This window comes from Pseudoalteromonas qingdaonensis, assembly GCF_038739665.1.
Classification (GTDB): domain Bacteria; phylum Pseudomonadota; class Gammaproteobacteria; order Enterobacterales; family Alteromonadaceae; genus Pseudoalteromonas; species Pseudoalteromonas qingdaonensis.
The window spans coordinates 1-14,476 of record NZ_JBCGCU010000013.1 but is presented as its reverse complement, the minus strand read 5'-3'; the positions used below and the strand labels follow the sequence as shown (position 1 = coordinate 14,476).

Genomic DNA, 14,476 nt, shown 5'->3' with positions numbered 1-14,476 from the left:
TACTTATCCTTGAAGTTGAATAACCGAAAATACCGCGCCTTGGGGGTCATTAATCACGCTGAAGCGGCCAACATCCGGGATGTCTATAGGCTCTACGCATACCTCGGCGCCGAGTTTTTTCGCCAGCTCCACCTGCTCATCGCAGTTATCAACCTGAAAATACACCATCCAATGAGATGGAATGTCGTCCGGCCACTGCTCATTCATTTCCAGCATGCCACCAATTTCCTCACCATCAATGCTGAGAACCCTGTATTCCATATCATCCATGGGGTGCAACTCGCTATGCCAGCCCACCAGCTGCTGATAAAACTCGGTACTGGCGCGCATATCCCGGGTGGCCAGTTCAAACCAGCAAGGGGTGTTGGTTTCATTCTTACGCTGTGAACCCTTATGGCCCTGACCCTGCCATAAGGCCACCATGGCGCCACCGGGATCGCATAGCAGCACCATTTTCCCGGCACCGGGAATCTCATGTGGGCCATCTACTATGCTGGCCCCAAGCTCTTTGGCGGCGGCGGTTTTGCTGTCGACATCATCAACGGCAATATAGGTCAGCCAATAGCTAGGCACGCCCTGCGCCTGTTGCTCGGCGGGCATCTGATACATGGCGGCAATATCCTGCTGTTGCTTTTGCAGCATGGTGTAATACACACCTTCTCCAATAGCTTGATCGTGCGCCGACCAAGAGAAAAAGTCACCGTAGAAGGTCTTGCCGTTTTGCCAATCGGTAGAGCACAGCTCCGCCCAACAAAAATGTCCTTGAGGGTAATTATCTTGACTCATACTAGTGCATCCCATTTATTGTTTTAATAACCATAGCGTAATCCACCAGCGCTGGGGCAAAAATTAGGTAGGGTTTCACCTTAATCGAGCTAGAGATAAAAAGGCACATAAATTTAATTGAGAATTATTTGCATTAAGTATTGACTGACATTCAAATCTAATTGATAATCAATCTCAACAAGACGGGAATGCAAATAACCTCCTTGTTACTGAAACTTGTTTCACGACCCTGAAACACGCTTAGCGCCCGTAAGGCACAGGTTGATGGCGGCCAATTCAACGCCCCTTGATATGGTCACTCCATCAACCGCATTACATTTTACTTGCTACATTGCTCATATCGGTGACGGTAGATATGAAAACAAAAAAGCCCTTTCGGGCTTTTTTTATGTCTAAAATTTGCTGCTTATCTATTAGCGGCGGTTCTTACGGGCTCGTGCACGGCGCAGACGCTTTTCTTCTTCCTTGGCCGCCTTCTTGGCCTCGGCAGCGGCGCGTAATTCGGCCACCATCAGCTCTTCGCGCTCACGCATCTCGGGCGTTTCCATACTTACTCGGCCAAGCACTGCATCGCGCAGCTCATTGATTAAAATTTCCGAGAACTTATGTAGATCCACCTGGTTACCACCACGAATACAACCACGGTTCTTGCCTGCCGCCAGCATAAAGTCATAATCTTGCTCGGGTAAGGGGTCGACCTTGTAACGGTCAATCAGCAATTGCGGGTAGGCTTGCAGCAAATACTCGGCGGTATAGCTGGCCACTTCTTCATAGTCGATGGCAGTATCGCGAATAGCGCCGGTGGCCGCTAAGCGATAGCCGGAATTTTCATTCTCAACCTTGGGCCAGAGCATTCCCGGGGTATCGTAAAGCATGATGCCTTCATCGATTTTAATCCGCTGTTGTGCCTTGGTTACCGCCGGTTCGTTACCAGTTTTGGCGACGATGCGCCCAGCCAGGGTATTGATCAGTGTCGACTTACCAACATTGGGAATACCCATGATCATGGCTTTAATTTGTTTATCGGCACCCACCTTGTGAGGCACCAGCTTTTTACACAGCTCGACTATTTTGCCTACTTGAGCGGCCTTGTCATGCTCCAGAGGCAGAGCCTTAACACCACTTTCCTGCTCAAGATAATTAAGCCATTGCGTGGTCATCTGTGGGTCGGCCAAATCCGCCTTATTGAGGATCTTGATCACCGGCTTATCGCCACGCAGGGCACCCACCATGGGGTTTTCGCTGCTGTAGGGAATACGCGCATCCAGTACTTCAATAATCACGTCCATCTGCGGCATGATTTCTTTTATTTCATTGCGCGCCTTGTTCATATGGCCCGGAAACCATTGAATTCCTGCTCTACTCATTTGATAAATTTAACCTTTTAACTCAACCCAAAACACCATGGGGTACTGTATGGGGGCTGGGTGAATAATTTTGATTTATCACCTCAACTAATGCTGCGTAGTTTACTATAAAGTAAAAATTAGTTTTCATAAATTTAGGTGGCAAAGTCACTTACAAGAAATGTCTGATAGCAGGCTGTATATGAGAGCTGAAAACTAGTAATTATGTTGAGCCTTTAAGAACATTTTCGAAATCTGTTTCTTCTGCAAAAACCTTAGCTAGAGGCCTTGGATCTACATTTTCTTGATAGGCCCTTTGAAGTGGGCTTTTATCCATATACTCTAAGCAATTAAACTTGCCTAACTTATCAAAATGAAATGCAGCCTCGGCTTGAAAAACAGCATACCACTCATCCCATGTTTGATAGTTCTTTAAGTTCACTTGTTCACTCGCATTCTCTTCATTGGGCAAGTCTTGAGAAAACTCTACATAAATCTTGCTAGCTATTTCTAGCAACTCAACATCCACCGCCTTAAGCTCGTATAGATTCCTATTTACATCAACTTCAGCAAATAGATCTCTAAGTAAAACCAGAAATGCCTTTTGATTTTGTATATCATCTTTTGCTAGGCACTCTAGTCCATTTGATAATGCAGCTATTGAAAAAACAATCCGGGCAGGTCGCTTGTGTATTGAGCCATTTAAATAACTAGTACTTTCACCCCATAGGTTTTCCACTAGCTCTACGGAAAGTTTTTTATGGTTAAAGGTTAAAAGTCCAAGCGACTCAATCCGCTCAAACTGATCATTTAAAATTTCAATAACAAAGTTCTTTTCATAATTGTCTTTAAACTTACTAAAGATGCCCATAATTTTGTTATCCTTCACATATAGAATGAAATTAAGATACCATCACTTCTTAATAAAATGAAAAATGTTCTTATTATTATCATGTATGGGGACCAATTTCGTTCAACATAGATGATAAGTATAATCTCTACTAAAGGATTGACATGTTTGGATTATTTAACAAAAGGCCTAAATACTGGATTCTAGAAGACTCTTATGATGGGGGTAAAGAAGCTAACTTTATAGGTAGTACTAAAGGTTGTCTAAATACAGTAAAGATTTCTCGGAACAATATGACAGGTAATGCGAGTGTACTTATTGGCTTTGACGCTCCTGACACCCATCCTGATGAGGTAACAATTTCAATAACATCATCGAATCGTCAAATTGGTCATAACACAATATCAGAAAACAATTCTTGTAACTTTGTATCAGTATCTATTGAATCTAAGAATAGCGCTAAGCTTGCCGATAGTGGAGGCATAACGGTTACCTTCATAAAAGAAGGTGCAATAGTTGCTAGTGACTGGGTACCGACTAAGGGTCATCGAATTGATATCTCGAAAGCTGTTACTTATCGCTAGATATCATAATTTCCCTCATGATTATTAGCCAAAAACTTTAGCATCTTCAATTGCTCTTTTTGGCATTTATAGGGATCCATGCTCCCGCATGTAAAGGTAATGTTGCTTAAGTTGGGTCAAATCAATACCCGCATCGTCCAGAATGCGACTGACAACCAAACGTGACTCTTTCATGGCCAAGTCACAATCCCTACCGCCAAAAGAACGCTTTTTTAATTCTGTGAGAACTTTTTTTACTTTACCAGTATCCCAATCTCCATTTAACTCTAATATCATGCGAGCTTCATAGCCAGCATCTCTAAAGCTCGTTTCTGCTTTACTACCATGTTTAGCATCACACCAAGTCATTATGCCAACACTTAAATGCAGCGCTTTAATTCTAGACATTGAATCTCCAGCGTAACTAAAGTGTGAAAACAACAAAAGAATGACAATTAAAATTTTCATGATTACACCTTATGGCCATAGAGACTTTTTTACTGACAGTATATTTAAACCGCCAGATTTTTGTGCCATTAGTTTTAACACGTAACATTAAGCAATTACCGTCAGAAAAGGTTTGTTCTTTGCCAGTAGCAATTATTCATTTTATCTTGCGATCAGATATAGCGCTGGATAAATGATGTGATAACAAGGCGGAATATTTCTTATGAGGTTATTAATTTCAACGCCGTGAGCACGATATCTAGTCCGCTAGAATGATTAGCTACATTAAGTGAATTAGTATTACCACACCACCTTTTCAACTCGTATGCCCAAGCGCTTGGATAAACGCACCAGATTAGCGCGATCAACGCCAAGGTGTTTCGCCGCCTGACTCCAATTGCCTTGATAATGATGCAATGTCTGCTTGATCAAGGCTTTTTGATAATCGTCTACCGCGTCTCTTAAATTGAGGCTCTGCTCAGTGCTAATCTGCTCTGTTAACGCCAACTCCCTTGGCGCTTTGGCATGCTCTTCTGCACCCTCTGGGGCAAGCTCATCGCAATCGCTGATCTCCAAAGTCACTATTTGCCGATGACGATCTTGCATGGAAACCTTTGCGCAGGCTTTAAGAGCTGCTCTGCTCAGCAGGTGTTCAAGCTCACGCACATTGCCCGGCCAGAAGTAATGCTCTAGGCGCGCCATCAGTTCACTTGATACCTTTAACTGATTCACGCCCAGCTTGCGTTTGATGCGCTCATTAAAGAACCCCACAAGCAGGGCGATATCCCCCTCTCTTTCCCGCAGTGGCGGCACTGTGACCGGGTACACATTGAGCCTATGATAGAGATCGGCGCGAAAATGCCCTTGCTCAACTTCCGTTTTCAGATCCCTGTTGGTGGCGGCAATAACGCGCACATCAACATGAACTGTGCTGTCATAACCCAGGGGTTGAATTTCATTACTTTGCAGCACACGCAGCAGCTTGCTTTGCACCGCCAGAGGCAGTTCGCCCACTTCATCTAAGAATATGGTGCCGCCATTGGCGATAAGGAACTTACCGGCACGCTTTTGTGCCGCCCCGGTAAAGGCACCCTTGGCATGGCCAAAGAGTTCGCTTTCTATCAGATTTTCCGGCAAGGCGGCGCAATTGACATGAATAATGGCTTCGTCACTGCGCGTTGACTGCTGATGAATGCTGTGCGCCACCAGCTCCTTACCTGTGCCGCTTTCCCCTTGAATTAAAATTGAATAGTTTGATGGGGCGACCAGGGCTATTTCGCTTTTAAGCTTTTCCATTGCCGCACTTTGGCCAACCAGGTTTGACTGCTGCCCCTGGCTGCCCGGCTCATTAAGCACCCGCATGACCTCTTTGGAGTGCTTGATATTGGTTTCCAATAAATCCAGAGCGAGAGCCGTATGCAGGCTGATCGAGGCCATGGAGGCGATCAGCGCCAAGGTTCTTTGCGACAGGGAATCAAAAACCTCGGGCGTTAAACTATCCAAGGTCAGCACGCCAATCAGCTGTTGTTCAAAATACAAGGGAATGCCCATGCAGGCATGAATGGGCAAGTCGCCGTCTGTGGCCAGCACCAGCCCATCATAGGGGTCGGGTAAATTTGAGTCTGCCTCAAAACGCACCGCTTGCATGGATTGGCACACAGCCAAAAATCTCGGATGTTCGGCAATAACAAATTGCCGCCCCATGGTGCCGCGTCTTAACCCCTGCAAGGCCAGCGGCTGCAGGTAATCCCCTTTCAAAACCAATAACACTATGGCATCACAGGTGATAAATTTGCGCACAGCAGTTAGCAGGCCATCAAAACGCTGCTTGCTAGAGACGCTTTGCGCCAATTCCAGCGACAGTTCTAACAACTGGTTATCGGTAGGGTTATTCATACATCACCTAATCATAAAGACAACAATGAGTCATAAAGACACAATAGCAAAGAAGTCATTATGACACACCTTTATTTCTAAAAAAAATTATCCATATATTTCATACAATTACAAAATGGCACGCATTTTGACTATATAACCATGCCTAATTGTTCATAGTGTGGAGCGCAGATGTACTCAAATTTTTTACTCACCAATAACCAACAGCTGGATGGTCAACAACTTAACTTCCAATGGTGTGTTATTGGCGGTAACTGGACCATGGTGTTGTCTTTTATAACCACGGTTTTGTGTCTACTGATGACCTATCAATTTAATCATTACTTTTCCATCCCAGCACAGGTCAGCGCACATATAGCAACCATAGTCTTCGCGGCCATGTTCAAGATTGGCTATGTCATACGCTGTGTTGGTCTACACGGACTCGGTTGCTACGTTAAGTAGCCACACCTAATGATTTAAAAAAGGCAAAAGCCCAGCTATGAGTATAGCCAATTGCCCATCTAAGACGGGGTGATGGGCTATTTTCATGCGTTTAGGCAAACACTCAAGGCATGGCTGCACAAACTCTTGGAATTCCCCTATCGAGTAAAGGCAGCCTGCTTTATTCCTATGTTTCTAAAATTCCGGCCAACTATTCAAGGCCATAGCTATAACTTCTGGAGTTAAGATGTTATCTATTCAAGATATTAAAACTGTGCAATCAACCCTTCCTTTGATTGAACAGGCTGGCGCTGCGGTTACCGAGCACTTTTACACCCGAATGTTCACACACAATCCTGAACTTAAAGATATTTTCAATTTAAGCAACCAGCATTCCGGACGTCAGAAGTTGGCGCTGTTTGAAGCAATTGTCGCCTACGCAAAAAACTTAGATAACCCAGCGGTACTGGCTCACGCCATTGAGCGCATCGCCAATAAGCATGTGAGTTTTGATATTAAAGCTGATGATTATGACATTGTCGGCCACCATCTGATTGAAACCATGCGCGAATTGCTCAGCCACCACTTTACCCAAGCTGTCGAGCAAGCCTGGGGTAAGGCCTACGGCATCTTGGCCAATATTTTTATCTCCAGAGAGGAGCAGCTATATTCGCAAAGAGCTTCCGCCATTGGCGGCTGGCGAGGCAAACGAGCGTTTCAACTAGCTGAAAAAACACAAGAGTCAGAGCTGGTGACCAGCTTTACGTTTCGACCTGTGGACTGCCAGCCGGTCATGGACTTCCAGCCAGGCCAATACATTGCCATTGAATTGCAACCGGACACCTCTGAGCATATCGAAATCCGCCAATATTCTCTTTCGGCCAAGGCAAATGGTAAAGACTACCGCATCTCGGTGAAACGTGAAGGCGATACGCAACTGGGAGTTGTTTCCAATTACCTGCATAACAGGCTTAGTGTGGGCGACCTGGTTGATTTACATGCGCCAACGGGAGACTTCTTCTTTACCAACAAGCAACAGCCCGTTGTGCTTATTTCTGCAGGTGTGGGAATTACCCCTATGCAATCCATGTTGGAGACCTTGGCACATAGCCAATATGCGCACCCGGTAACCTTTATCCATGCCTGCGAAAACCAGGCTCAACACTCATTTGCGGCGCACACCGCGCACCTGTGTGAACAACATAACTGGCGTCATTATACTTGGTACAACCAAGAGCAAGGCAATGGCCAACATACCTTCGCCGGCCTTATCGACTTTTCTCAGATTGAACTGCCCATAGCTGATGGCGAATACTACTTATGTGGTCCGGTTGCCTTTATGCAGTTTGCCAAAGAAAAACTACAGCTACTGGGTATTGATGAAGCGCGTATTCACTACGAGGTGTTTGGCCCTCACGCCACACTTTAAAATTTAGTGTGCATTGGTTTTGGCTGCTGGGAATCCCCCGGCAGCGTCTATATGAGCTGAGCAAATCGCCCTGCGAACGTGTATACTGCCCGCTTTGCTCGCCTAGGAAGTAGTTGTTATGGCATTAAAGGCCACCATAATTAAAGCGCGTCTTAATATCAGTGATATGAATCGCCACCACTATCAAGAATACCCTTTAACCGTCGCCCAGCATCCTTCGGAAACCGAGCAACGCCTGATGATCCGCCTGCTGGCTTTTGCCTTACATGCCAATGATGACCTGCAATTTACCAAGGGTTTGTGCGCCGAAGACGAGCCGGAGTTATGGCAGCGGGAAATGGATGACAGCATCAGCCTGTGGATAGATCTCGGCCTGCCCGATGAAAAGCGCCTCAAAAAAGCCTGCACCCGTGCCAAAGAAGTAGTGCTGTACGCCTATGGCGAAAACAACCAGGAAATTTGGTGGCAGAAAAATCAGCAGAAGCTAAGCCAGTTTAAAAATCTTAGGGTGATCAGCTTAAACTATGAACAAACCCAGCAACTGGCGGCCATGGCCTCACGCAGTATAGATCTCACCATTAGTATAGAAGATGCCGAAGTATGGATGAGCAACCAAGAGCAAACGCTGCAAATTACCTTGACCGCTTGGCAGGGTCAGGGCTAAATAAGCCAAAACTGGAACAAGACATGCGTCATCGCCTAGGCCAAGACGTGGGTAAGGATAAGTATGATCACTAAGGTAGTAGTTTTACATGGCTTGTATATGTCGGGTTTTGTTATGCGCCCCCTGTGCGCACGGCTGCAAAAACACGGCTACGATATACTCAACCTGTCTTATAACACCTTAGATCCCAATACCGATGAGATCTTCGCCCGCATTAATGCCTTTATCGGCGATCAGGATTGCGCCTTTGTCTGCCATTCCTTGGGCGGCTTGATCGCACGACGCTATCTTAGCCAGGATTTCCCTCAAGCGGCTCAGGTAAAAAAGGTTTTTACCCTGGGCACGCCCCATAAAGGTGCCAAGATAGTCCATCATATGCAGCAAAAAGGTATGCAGGCGCTACTCAAAAACAGCCTGGAATATCTGGCCAGTGAAAATCAAGACTGGCCTTTTAACGCCAAGCTCTACAGCATTGCCGGTGACTTACCTCTGGGCCTATTACCCCTTTTTGAACAGGGACAGCCATGCGATGGCACGGTCAAGGTCGATGAAACCAAGCTCAACGGCATGGCGCAGCACAAGGTGTTTCACCTTAGCCACACCAGCCTTATCTACTCCCGCAAGGTCGTTGCTTATATTCTTGAGCAACTGCGCGAGGATTAATCCTCGGCCGCAGCGGCAACCTTATAAGCAACCACAGCGATAACAGCCAGCACCAAAGGGATAGGCGCAGCAATCATACCGAAGGCATCGGAATTTGCGAAGCTAGCCCCAGCAAGGTGACCCACTAAGGTAATTACAAAGGTGAGAACGGCAATAACACAAACGGTGATTTCAGCTTTTTTCGATTTATTCATAACCACATCTCCTATGTCGATGTTCAGATTATGCTCCCCTAGCACATAAAAATATTGCGCTAAATCAACTTTCAATGTCGCTTTTTTAAGCACAGAATCCACCTTTGCGGTAGATCAATATTTCACCATGAACACCTTGTTTTTGGTACAAGTCGTGCCCATGTCATTAGGGTCTGTTGACCTTTGTTGTTCGTTTCTGCAGCAGCTTGTAGTGTATTTATACAAGGCGGCACATGTGTGGTGTAGTTATTCTACATAAACATGTAACAACACAGTAGAAATGCGCTACAAGCGCTGCCCTACGGGTTCATCTAAACGCATCCTGCTCTGTGTTGCTCGCTATGAACATAGAGTGACTATGCATCATAACGAGCGTCGTGATCAGAATGCGTTTAGATTGAACATAAAGTAAACCGCAAAGATAAACAGACCCTAGTTACAAGCGTATGCAAATCATTTTATTTGATGGCTTAAATCGATTTTATCCGCTTGTTATTAATGGGCTTTACGCCATACTAAAGACAACTTCTAAACGCAAAGGAGACAGCTATGTCGCAAGTAAATGCTATTGGATTGGATACTCAAGAAACAGAAACCATTATCGATGAGCTCAACCGCTTATTGAGCTGCTATCAAATTCAATACATGAACGCTCGAGGCTTTCATTGGAATATAAAAGGCCGCGACTTTTTCGAACTGCACGTCAAATTTGAAGAAATCTACAACCTGTTACTGGAAAAGGTCGATGAAATCGCCGAGCGCATTCTTACCCTGGGAGGGGAGCCACTGCATGCGTTTACAGATTATATCGAGCTGAGCCAGATCAACGAGGCTAAAAATATCAGTGATGGCGTTCAGGCGGTGCAAAACCTCCTTGATGGCTATACCACCCTGATCAAGATGCAGCGCAACATTCTTGTCGATGCCAGCGATAATGAAGATGAAGGCACGGCGGCATTAATGAGCGACTACATCAAAGAGCAGGAAAAACTGGTGTGGATGCTTAAAGCCTATCTCGACTAGAAGCCCAGTAAGCCAGGCGACAACTTAACGCCTGGCTTTATTAACTCCCGCCTTTACTAGCCTTCAGGAGCAAAGCATGACCCCGAAATACCGCAGCGAGCACGATAGCATGGGGGAGCTCAAGGTTCCCGTTGACGCCCTCTATCAAGCGCAAACACAGCGCGCCGTAAATAATTTTAAAATCAGTTCGCTAACCATGCCGAGCCGCTTTATCACCGCGCTCGCACATATCAAACGCGCCGCAGCCAAGGTCAATCATCAGCTTGGATACTTAGATGCCAAAACCAGTTCGGCTATCGCCAAGGCATGTAGCGAAATCATCGCTGGAGAGCACTTAGAACACTTCCCCGTGGATGTATTCCAGACCGGCTCAGGCACCAGCACCAATATGAACGCCAATGAAGTGATTGCCACCCGTGCTACAGCCCTACTCGGTGCCAAGGTGCATCCCAATGATCAGGTGAATCTCGGGCAAAGCTCCAATGATGTGATCCCCACGACTATCCATGTCAGCAGTGCCATCGCCATAGAGCAGGAATTGCTGCCAGCCTTGGATCATCTTGCAGAGGTGATCGCGGCCAAGATGGAACTGGTTGGTGAGCTGGTTAAAACTGGACGCACCCACCTTATGGATGCCATGCCGGTTACCTTTGCGCAAAGCATGTCAGCCTGGCACACGCAAATCGTCGCCGCCAGAGCCCATATCAGCCAAAGCGCAGCAGCCCTGTTACAGCTTGCTCAAGGGGGCACTGCGGTCGGCACAGGCATTAACGCCGATCCAAATTTCGCAGCGCACTTTGCCAAAGAAATAAGCAAGCAAACCGGCGTAGATTTCACTGCCGCAGAGAACCTCTTCTTTCATATTTCCACCCAGGATACTGTGGTCGCCGTTTCCGGGCAGCTTAAAACCGCCGCGGTAGCGCTAATGAAAATAGCTAATGACTTACGCTGGATGAACTCGGGCCCGCTAGGTGGCTTGGCGGAAATTGAGCTGGAAGCACTGCAGCCTGGCTCATCGATTATGCCCGGCAAGGTCAACCCGGTGATCCCAGAAGCCACCACCATGGCCGCCGCTCAGGTAATAGGTAACGACACCAGTATCACAATCGCCGGCCAGTCAGGTAATTTCGAACTCAATGTTATGCTGCCGGTGATCGCCTATAACATACTGCAAAGCATAGAATTACTTAGCAACAGCAGTATCGCGCTGGCCGATAAAGCCATCGCCAGCTTTAAGGTAAGCGAAGAAAACCTCACCCGCTCTTTGGCTAAGAACCCTATTTTGGTTACCGCCCTAAACCCAATTATCGGTTATGAAAAAGCAGCGCAAATCGCTAAAAAAGCCTACGCCGAAAAGCGTGCCATACTTGATGTCGCCGCCGCTGAAACAGATATTCCCTATGAAGACTTATTGCAATTACTGGATCCAAAAAAGCTTACTCAAGGGGGCATTCTAAATTAGCGAGGCTAGGTAGAGGCATGAGTTAAAGGATAAAAAACAAGCATTTGCGTGCGGTTAAAATGTCAGTATTATGGTGTTCAATATCATCAACAAAAGAATAAACTCATTATGCGATTATCATTAGTAGCTTTAACCGTGCTGGCACTGAGTGCCTGTAATAGCAATAGCCAGGAGGAAACTCAGGCTGTTGCCGCAGAAAAGCCAAACCAAGCACATCAACTAGAAAACCAGCTAAAGCCTGCACCTAAACAGCTGGTCACGACAGAAAAGCCTATCAGAGCGGAAAATATGAAGATGACCGCCACTGCCGAGTCCATTGCTCAAGGTTATAAGCAGATCCATGAACTTACTGCGGATAAATCCTGTGATACCACACAGCAATGCCAAGTGGTTGCCGTTGGCAGCAGAGCGTGTGGTGGTGCCAATGAATACCTTGTATTTTCGACTAAAAGCGCCGATGCGGAGCAAGTTAAAGCAATGGCAAAAGAACTTACGGCACAAGAGCAACAATTTAACCTGAATACAGGTGCGGTGAGCATTTGCGAACACCTAATGCGCCCATCAACCCAGTGCCAAGAGTCTCAATGTGTGAAAATTCAAGGCTCATCATCTTCGGCTTACTAATCTCAGTAACCAAATAAGCTGAGCAATAAAGACAAGACAATAATCGCCAAGAGACAAAGCAAGGCCCTGATAATATATCGGGGCCGCATTTCTTGGCGACGCCATTGAAAATAAAGAAATTTAGCAAAATAAGTGGCAGCCACCCCAAATAGTGCAAACACCAATAAATATGCACCTAGTGCTATCACAACAACCTCTACCCTATTCTTCACTCACCCTTCATAGCCTAACAAGTTCACTCCCTTAATACCAAGAAAAGCCAACCTAATTATACTCGGGGTTTGCAGCCATGGATGGCGGTAGTAGAAGAATGCAGGAGCATATTGTCGATAACCCCGACAAGGTGCAAATACATGCCACAATGACACGTCACATTGTCGGCCTAAAAACGCAAAAAACCCGCTCATTGAGCGGGTTTCTTTAAATAAGGCCCTGACGATGTTCTACTTTCACATGGCAAATGCCACACTATCATCGACGCTGTTTCGTTTCACTTCTGAGTTCGGCATGGGGTCAGGTGGTTCCAAAACGCTATGGTCGTCAGGAAAAAATTGTCCGGAAAATTTTTACCGCACTCTGTGCGGCCCGTTAGGGTCAATTACAGGGATGTAATTGATAAAATAATGTCCCAGTTAAATTCGGAAAGCTTTATAAGTAATGTGTCTACTTTAGTTTTTAATTTCTAACTTCTAACTTAACAGTCTCACACCATTTTGGTGTTGTATGGTTAAGCCTCACGGGTAATTAGTACAGGTTAGCTTAACGCCTCACAGCGCTTCCACACCCTGCCTATCAACGTTGTAGTCTTCAACGGCCCTTCAGTGGAGTTAAACTCCAAGTGAGAACTCATCTCGAGGCTCGCTTCCCGCTTAGATGCTTTCAGCGGTTATCGATTCCGAACGTAGCTACCGGGCAATGCAATTGGCATCACAACCCGAACACCAGCGGTTCGTCCACTCCGGTCCTCTCGTACTAGGAGCAGCCCCTCTCAATTCTCAAACGCCCACGGCAGATAGGGACCGAACTGTCTCACGACGTTCTAAACCCAGCTCGCGTACCACTTTAAATGGCGAACAGCCATACCCTTGGGACCGACTTCAGCCCCAGGATGTGATGAGCCGACATCGAGGTGCCAAACACCGCCGTCGATATGAACTCTTGGGCGGTATCAGCCTGTTATCCCCGGAGTACCTTTTATCCGTTGAGCGATGGCCCTTCCATTCAGAACCACCGGATCACTATGACCTACTTTCGTACCTGCTCGACGTGTCTGTCTCGCAGTTAAGCTGGCTTCTACCATTACACTAACCGTACGATGTCCGACCGTACTTAGCCAACCTTCGTGCTCCTCCGTTACTCTTTGGGAGGAGACCGCCCCAGTCAAACTACCCACCAGGCACTGTCCGCAACCCCGATTCAGGGGCCAACGTTAGAACATCAAACATACAAGGGTGGTATTTCAAGGATGGCTCCACGGTAACTGGCGTCACCGCTTCAAAGCCTCCCACCTATCCTACACATGTAGGCTCAATGTTCAGTGCCAAGCTGTAGTAAAGGTTCACGGGGTCTTTCCGTCTAGCCGCGGGTACACAGCATCTTCACTGCGATTTCAATTTCACTGAGTCTCGGGTGGAGACAGCGTGGCCATGGTTACACCATTCGTGCAGGTCGGAACTTACCCGACAAGGAATTTCGCTACCTTAGGACCGTTATAGTTACGGCCGCCGTTTACCGGGGCTTCGATCAAGAGCTTCGCTTACGCTAACCCCATCAATTAACCTTCCGGCACCGGGCAGGTGTCACACCCTATACGTCATCTCGCGATTTAGCAGAGTGCTGTGTTTTTAATAAACAGTCCCAGCCACCTGGTCACTGCGACTCCCGTCCGCTTAGAGAGCAAGTCTCATCACAGATAGGAGCGTACCTTCTCCCGAAGTTACGGTACTATTTTGCCTAGTTCCTTCACCCGAGTTCTCTCAAGCGCCTTAGTATTCTCTACCTGACCACCTGTGTCGGTTTGGGGTACGATTCGGTATAAACTGAAGCTTAGAGGCTTTTCCTGGAAGTATGGCACCAACAGCTTCCACTCCGTAGAGTGTCGTCTCG

The 14,476-nt window shown here is 46.6% G+C and carries 15 protein-coding genes and 2 rRNA genes; 8 read left to right on the top strand and 9 right to left on the bottom strand.

Annotation, left to right across the window (positions count from 1 at the left end; all coding sequences use genetic code 11):
* Window positions 1–3 precede the first annotated feature (3 nt).
* The 3 genes from WCN91_RS11625 to WCN91_RS11615 form a co-directional block, all read right to left on the bottom strand.
* Window positions 4–786 (bottom strand): VOC family protein, encoded by a 783-nt coding sequence (locus tag WCN91_RS11625; RefSeq protein ID WP_342679233.1) that lies wholly within the window; start codon window positions 784–786, stop codon window positions 4–6.
* 413 nt (window positions 787–1,199) lie between these two features.
* A complete protein-coding gene (ylqF, locus tag WCN91_RS11620; protein ID WP_342679232.1) occupies window positions 1,200–2,153 on the bottom strand; it encodes a ribosome biogenesis GTPase YlqF in 954 nt (317 codons plus the stop codon).
* Between the two features lie 202 nt (window positions 2,154–2,355).
* A complete protein-coding gene (locus WCN91_RS11615) occupies window positions 2,356–3,003 on the bottom strand; it encodes a hypothetical protein (RefSeq protein ID WP_342679231.1) in 648 nt (215 codons plus the stop codon).
* A 143-nt stretch (window positions 3,004–3,146) separates the two neighbouring features.
* Between WCN91_RS11615 and WCN91_RS11610 the strand changes: the two genes are divergently transcribed.
* Window positions 3,147–3,566, top strand: coding sequence for a hypothetical protein (locus tag WCN91_RS11610; protein ID WP_342679230.1), 420 nt, complete (start codon window positions 3,147–3,149; stop codon window positions 3,564–3,566).
* Window positions 3,567–3,632: 66 nt separating this feature from the next.
* Here the strand turns inward: WCN91_RS11610 and WCN91_RS11605 are convergent, their stop codons facing one another.
* The 3 genes from WCN91_RS11605 to norR all read right to left on the bottom strand — a co-directional run bounded on the left by WCN91_RS11605 (window position 3,633) and on the right by norR (window position 5,888).
* Window positions 3,633–4,013 carry a hypothetical protein gene (locus WCN91_RS11605; RefSeq protein WP_342679229.1) on the bottom strand — a complete coding sequence of 127 codons (381 nt, stop codon included), beginning with the start codon at window positions 4,011–4,013 and terminating at the stop codon, window positions 3,633–3,635.
* Complete coding sequence (locus WCN91_RS11600; RefSeq protein WP_342679359.1) at window positions 3,970–4,146, bottom strand: Arm DNA-binding domain-containing protein; 177 nt, start codon at window positions 4,144–4,146, stop codon at window positions 3,970–3,972. Before WCN91_RS11600 ends, WCN91_RS11605 begins: the two co-directional genes overlap by 44 nt.
* A gap of 146 nt (window positions 4,147–4,292) precedes the next feature.
* Entirely contained in the window at window positions 4,293–5,888 is a 1,596-nt protein-coding gene (gene norR / locus WCN91_RS11595) for a nitric oxide reductase transcriptional regulator NorR (RefSeq protein WP_342679228.1), read from the bottom strand.
* 171 nt (window positions 5,889–6,059) lie between these two features.
* On the opposite strand from norR, the gene WCN91_RS11590 reads away from it, so the two are divergent.
* From WCN91_RS11590 to WCN91_RS11575, 4 genes are all read left to right on the top strand, one after another.
* The gene (locus WCN91_RS11590; protein ID WP_342679227.1) at window positions 6,060–6,332 is read left to right on the top strand and encodes a hypothetical protein; all 273 of its coding nucleotides are present in this window, start codon (window positions 6,060–6,062) and stop codon (window positions 6,330–6,332) included.
* A gap of 226 nt (window positions 6,333–6,558) precedes the next feature.
* Complete coding sequence (gene hmpA, locus WCN91_RS11585; RefSeq protein ID WP_342679223.1) at window positions 6,559–7,740, top strand: NO-inducible flavohemoprotein; 1,182 nt, start codon at window positions 6,559–6,561, stop codon at window positions 7,738–7,740.
* A gap of 118 nt (window positions 7,741–7,858) precedes the next feature.
* Window positions 7,859–8,404, top strand: a complete 546-nt coding sequence (locus WCN91_RS11580) for a YaeQ family protein (RefSeq protein ID WP_342679221.1) — start codon at window positions 7,859–7,861, stop codon at window positions 8,402–8,404.
* Window positions 8,405–8,467: 63 nt separating this feature from the next.
* Entirely contained in the window at window positions 8,468–9,067 is a 600-nt protein-coding gene (locus WCN91_RS11575) for a PGAP1-like alpha/beta domain-containing protein (RefSeq protein WP_342679219.1), read from the top strand.
* Here WCN91_RS11575 and WCN91_RS11570 read toward each other — a convergent pair.
* Window positions 9,064–9,261: a hypothetical protein gene (locus WCN91_RS11570; RefSeq protein WP_342679357.1), complete on the bottom strand. Its 198-nt coding sequence runs from the start codon at window positions 9,259–9,261 to the stop codon at window positions 9,064–9,066. The genes WCN91_RS11575 and WCN91_RS11570 overlap by 4 nt on opposite strands.
* Window positions 9,262–9,810: 549 nt before the next feature.
* Here WCN91_RS11570 and WCN91_RS11565 point away from each other — a divergent pair.
* The 3 genes from WCN91_RS11565 to WCN91_RS11555 all read left to right on the top strand — a co-directional run bounded on the left by WCN91_RS11565 (window position 9,811) and on the right by WCN91_RS11555 (window position 12,370).
* Window positions 9,811–10,284 carry a Dps family protein gene (locus WCN91_RS11565; protein ID WP_342679217.1) on the top strand — a complete coding sequence of 158 codons (474 nt, stop codon included), beginning with the start codon at window positions 9,811–9,813 and terminating at the stop codon, window positions 10,282–10,284.
* 76 nt (window positions 10,285–10,360) lie between these two features.
* Window positions 10,361–11,746: a class II fumarate hydratase gene (locus WCN91_RS11560; RefSeq protein ID WP_342679215.1), complete on the top strand. Its 1,386-nt coding sequence runs from the start codon at window positions 10,361–10,363 to the stop codon at window positions 11,744–11,746.
* 108 nt (window positions 11,747–11,854) lie between these two features.
* Window positions 11,855–12,370, top strand: a complete 516-nt coding sequence (locus WCN91_RS11555; protein ID WP_342679213.1) for a hypothetical protein — start codon at window positions 11,855–11,857, stop codon at window positions 12,368–12,370.
* Between the two features lie 430 nt (window positions 12,371–12,800).
* Here WCN91_RS11555 and rrf read toward each other — a convergent pair.
* Both rrf and WCN91_RS11545 read right to left on the bottom strand, forming a co-directional pair.
* Window positions 12,801–12,915, bottom strand: a 5S ribosomal RNA gene (gene rrf, locus WCN91_RS11550).
* A 178-nt stretch (window positions 12,916–13,093) separates the two neighbouring features.
* Window positions 13,094–14,476, bottom strand: a 23S ribosomal RNA gene (locus WCN91_RS11545); the annotation flags it as partial.

Coding starts and splice junctions, on each gene's coding strand:
- WCN91_RS11625 (WP_342679233.1), bottom strand. CDS start 786: ATGAGTCAAGATAATTACCCTCAAGGACATTTTTGTTGGGCGGAGCTG.
- ylqF (WP_342679232.1), bottom strand. CDS start 2,153: ATGAGTAGAGCAGGAATTCAATGGTTTCCGGGCCATATGAACAAGGCG.
- WCN91_RS11615 (WP_342679231.1), bottom strand. CDS start 3,003: ATGGGCATCTTTAGTAAGTTTAAAGACAATTATGAAAAGAACTTTGTT.
- WCN91_RS11610 (WP_342679230.1), top strand. CDS start 3,147: ATGTTTGGATTATTTAACAAAAGGCCTAAATACTGGATTCTAGAAGAC.
- WCN91_RS11605 (WP_342679229.1), bottom strand. CDS start 4,013: ATGAAAATTTTAATTGTCATTCTTTTGTTGTTTTCACACTTTAGTTAC.
- norR (WP_342679228.1), bottom strand. CDS start 5,888: ATGAATAACCCTACCGATAACCAGTTGTTAGAACTGTCGCTGGAATTG.
- WCN91_RS11590 (WP_342679227.1), top strand. CDS start 6,060: ATGTACTCAAATTTTTTACTCACCAATAACCAACAGCTGGATGGTCAA.
- hmpA (WP_342679223.1), top strand. CDS start 6,559: ATGTTATCTATTCAAGATATTAAAACTGTGCAATCAACCCTTCCTTTG.
- WCN91_RS11580 (WP_342679221.1), top strand. CDS start 7,859: ATGGCATTAAAGGCCACCATAATTAAAGCGCGTCTTAATATCAGTGAT.
- WCN91_RS11575 (WP_342679219.1), top strand. CDS start 8,468: ATGATCACTAAGGTAGTAGTTTTACATGGCTTGTATATGTCGGGTTTT.
- WCN91_RS11570 (WP_342679357.1), bottom strand. CDS start 9,261: ATGAATAAATCGAAAAAAGCTGAAATCACCGTTTGTGTTATTGCCGTT.
- WCN91_RS11565 (WP_342679217.1), top strand. CDS start 9,811: ATGTCGCAAGTAAATGCTATTGGATTGGATACTCAAGAAACAGAAACC.
- WCN91_RS11560 (WP_342679215.1), top strand. CDS start 10,361: ATGACCCCGAAATACCGCAGCGAGCACGATAGCATGGGGGAGCTCAAG.
- WCN91_RS11555 (WP_342679213.1), top strand. CDS start 11,855: ATGCGATTATCATTAGTAGCTTTAACCGTGCTGGCACTGAGTGCCTGT.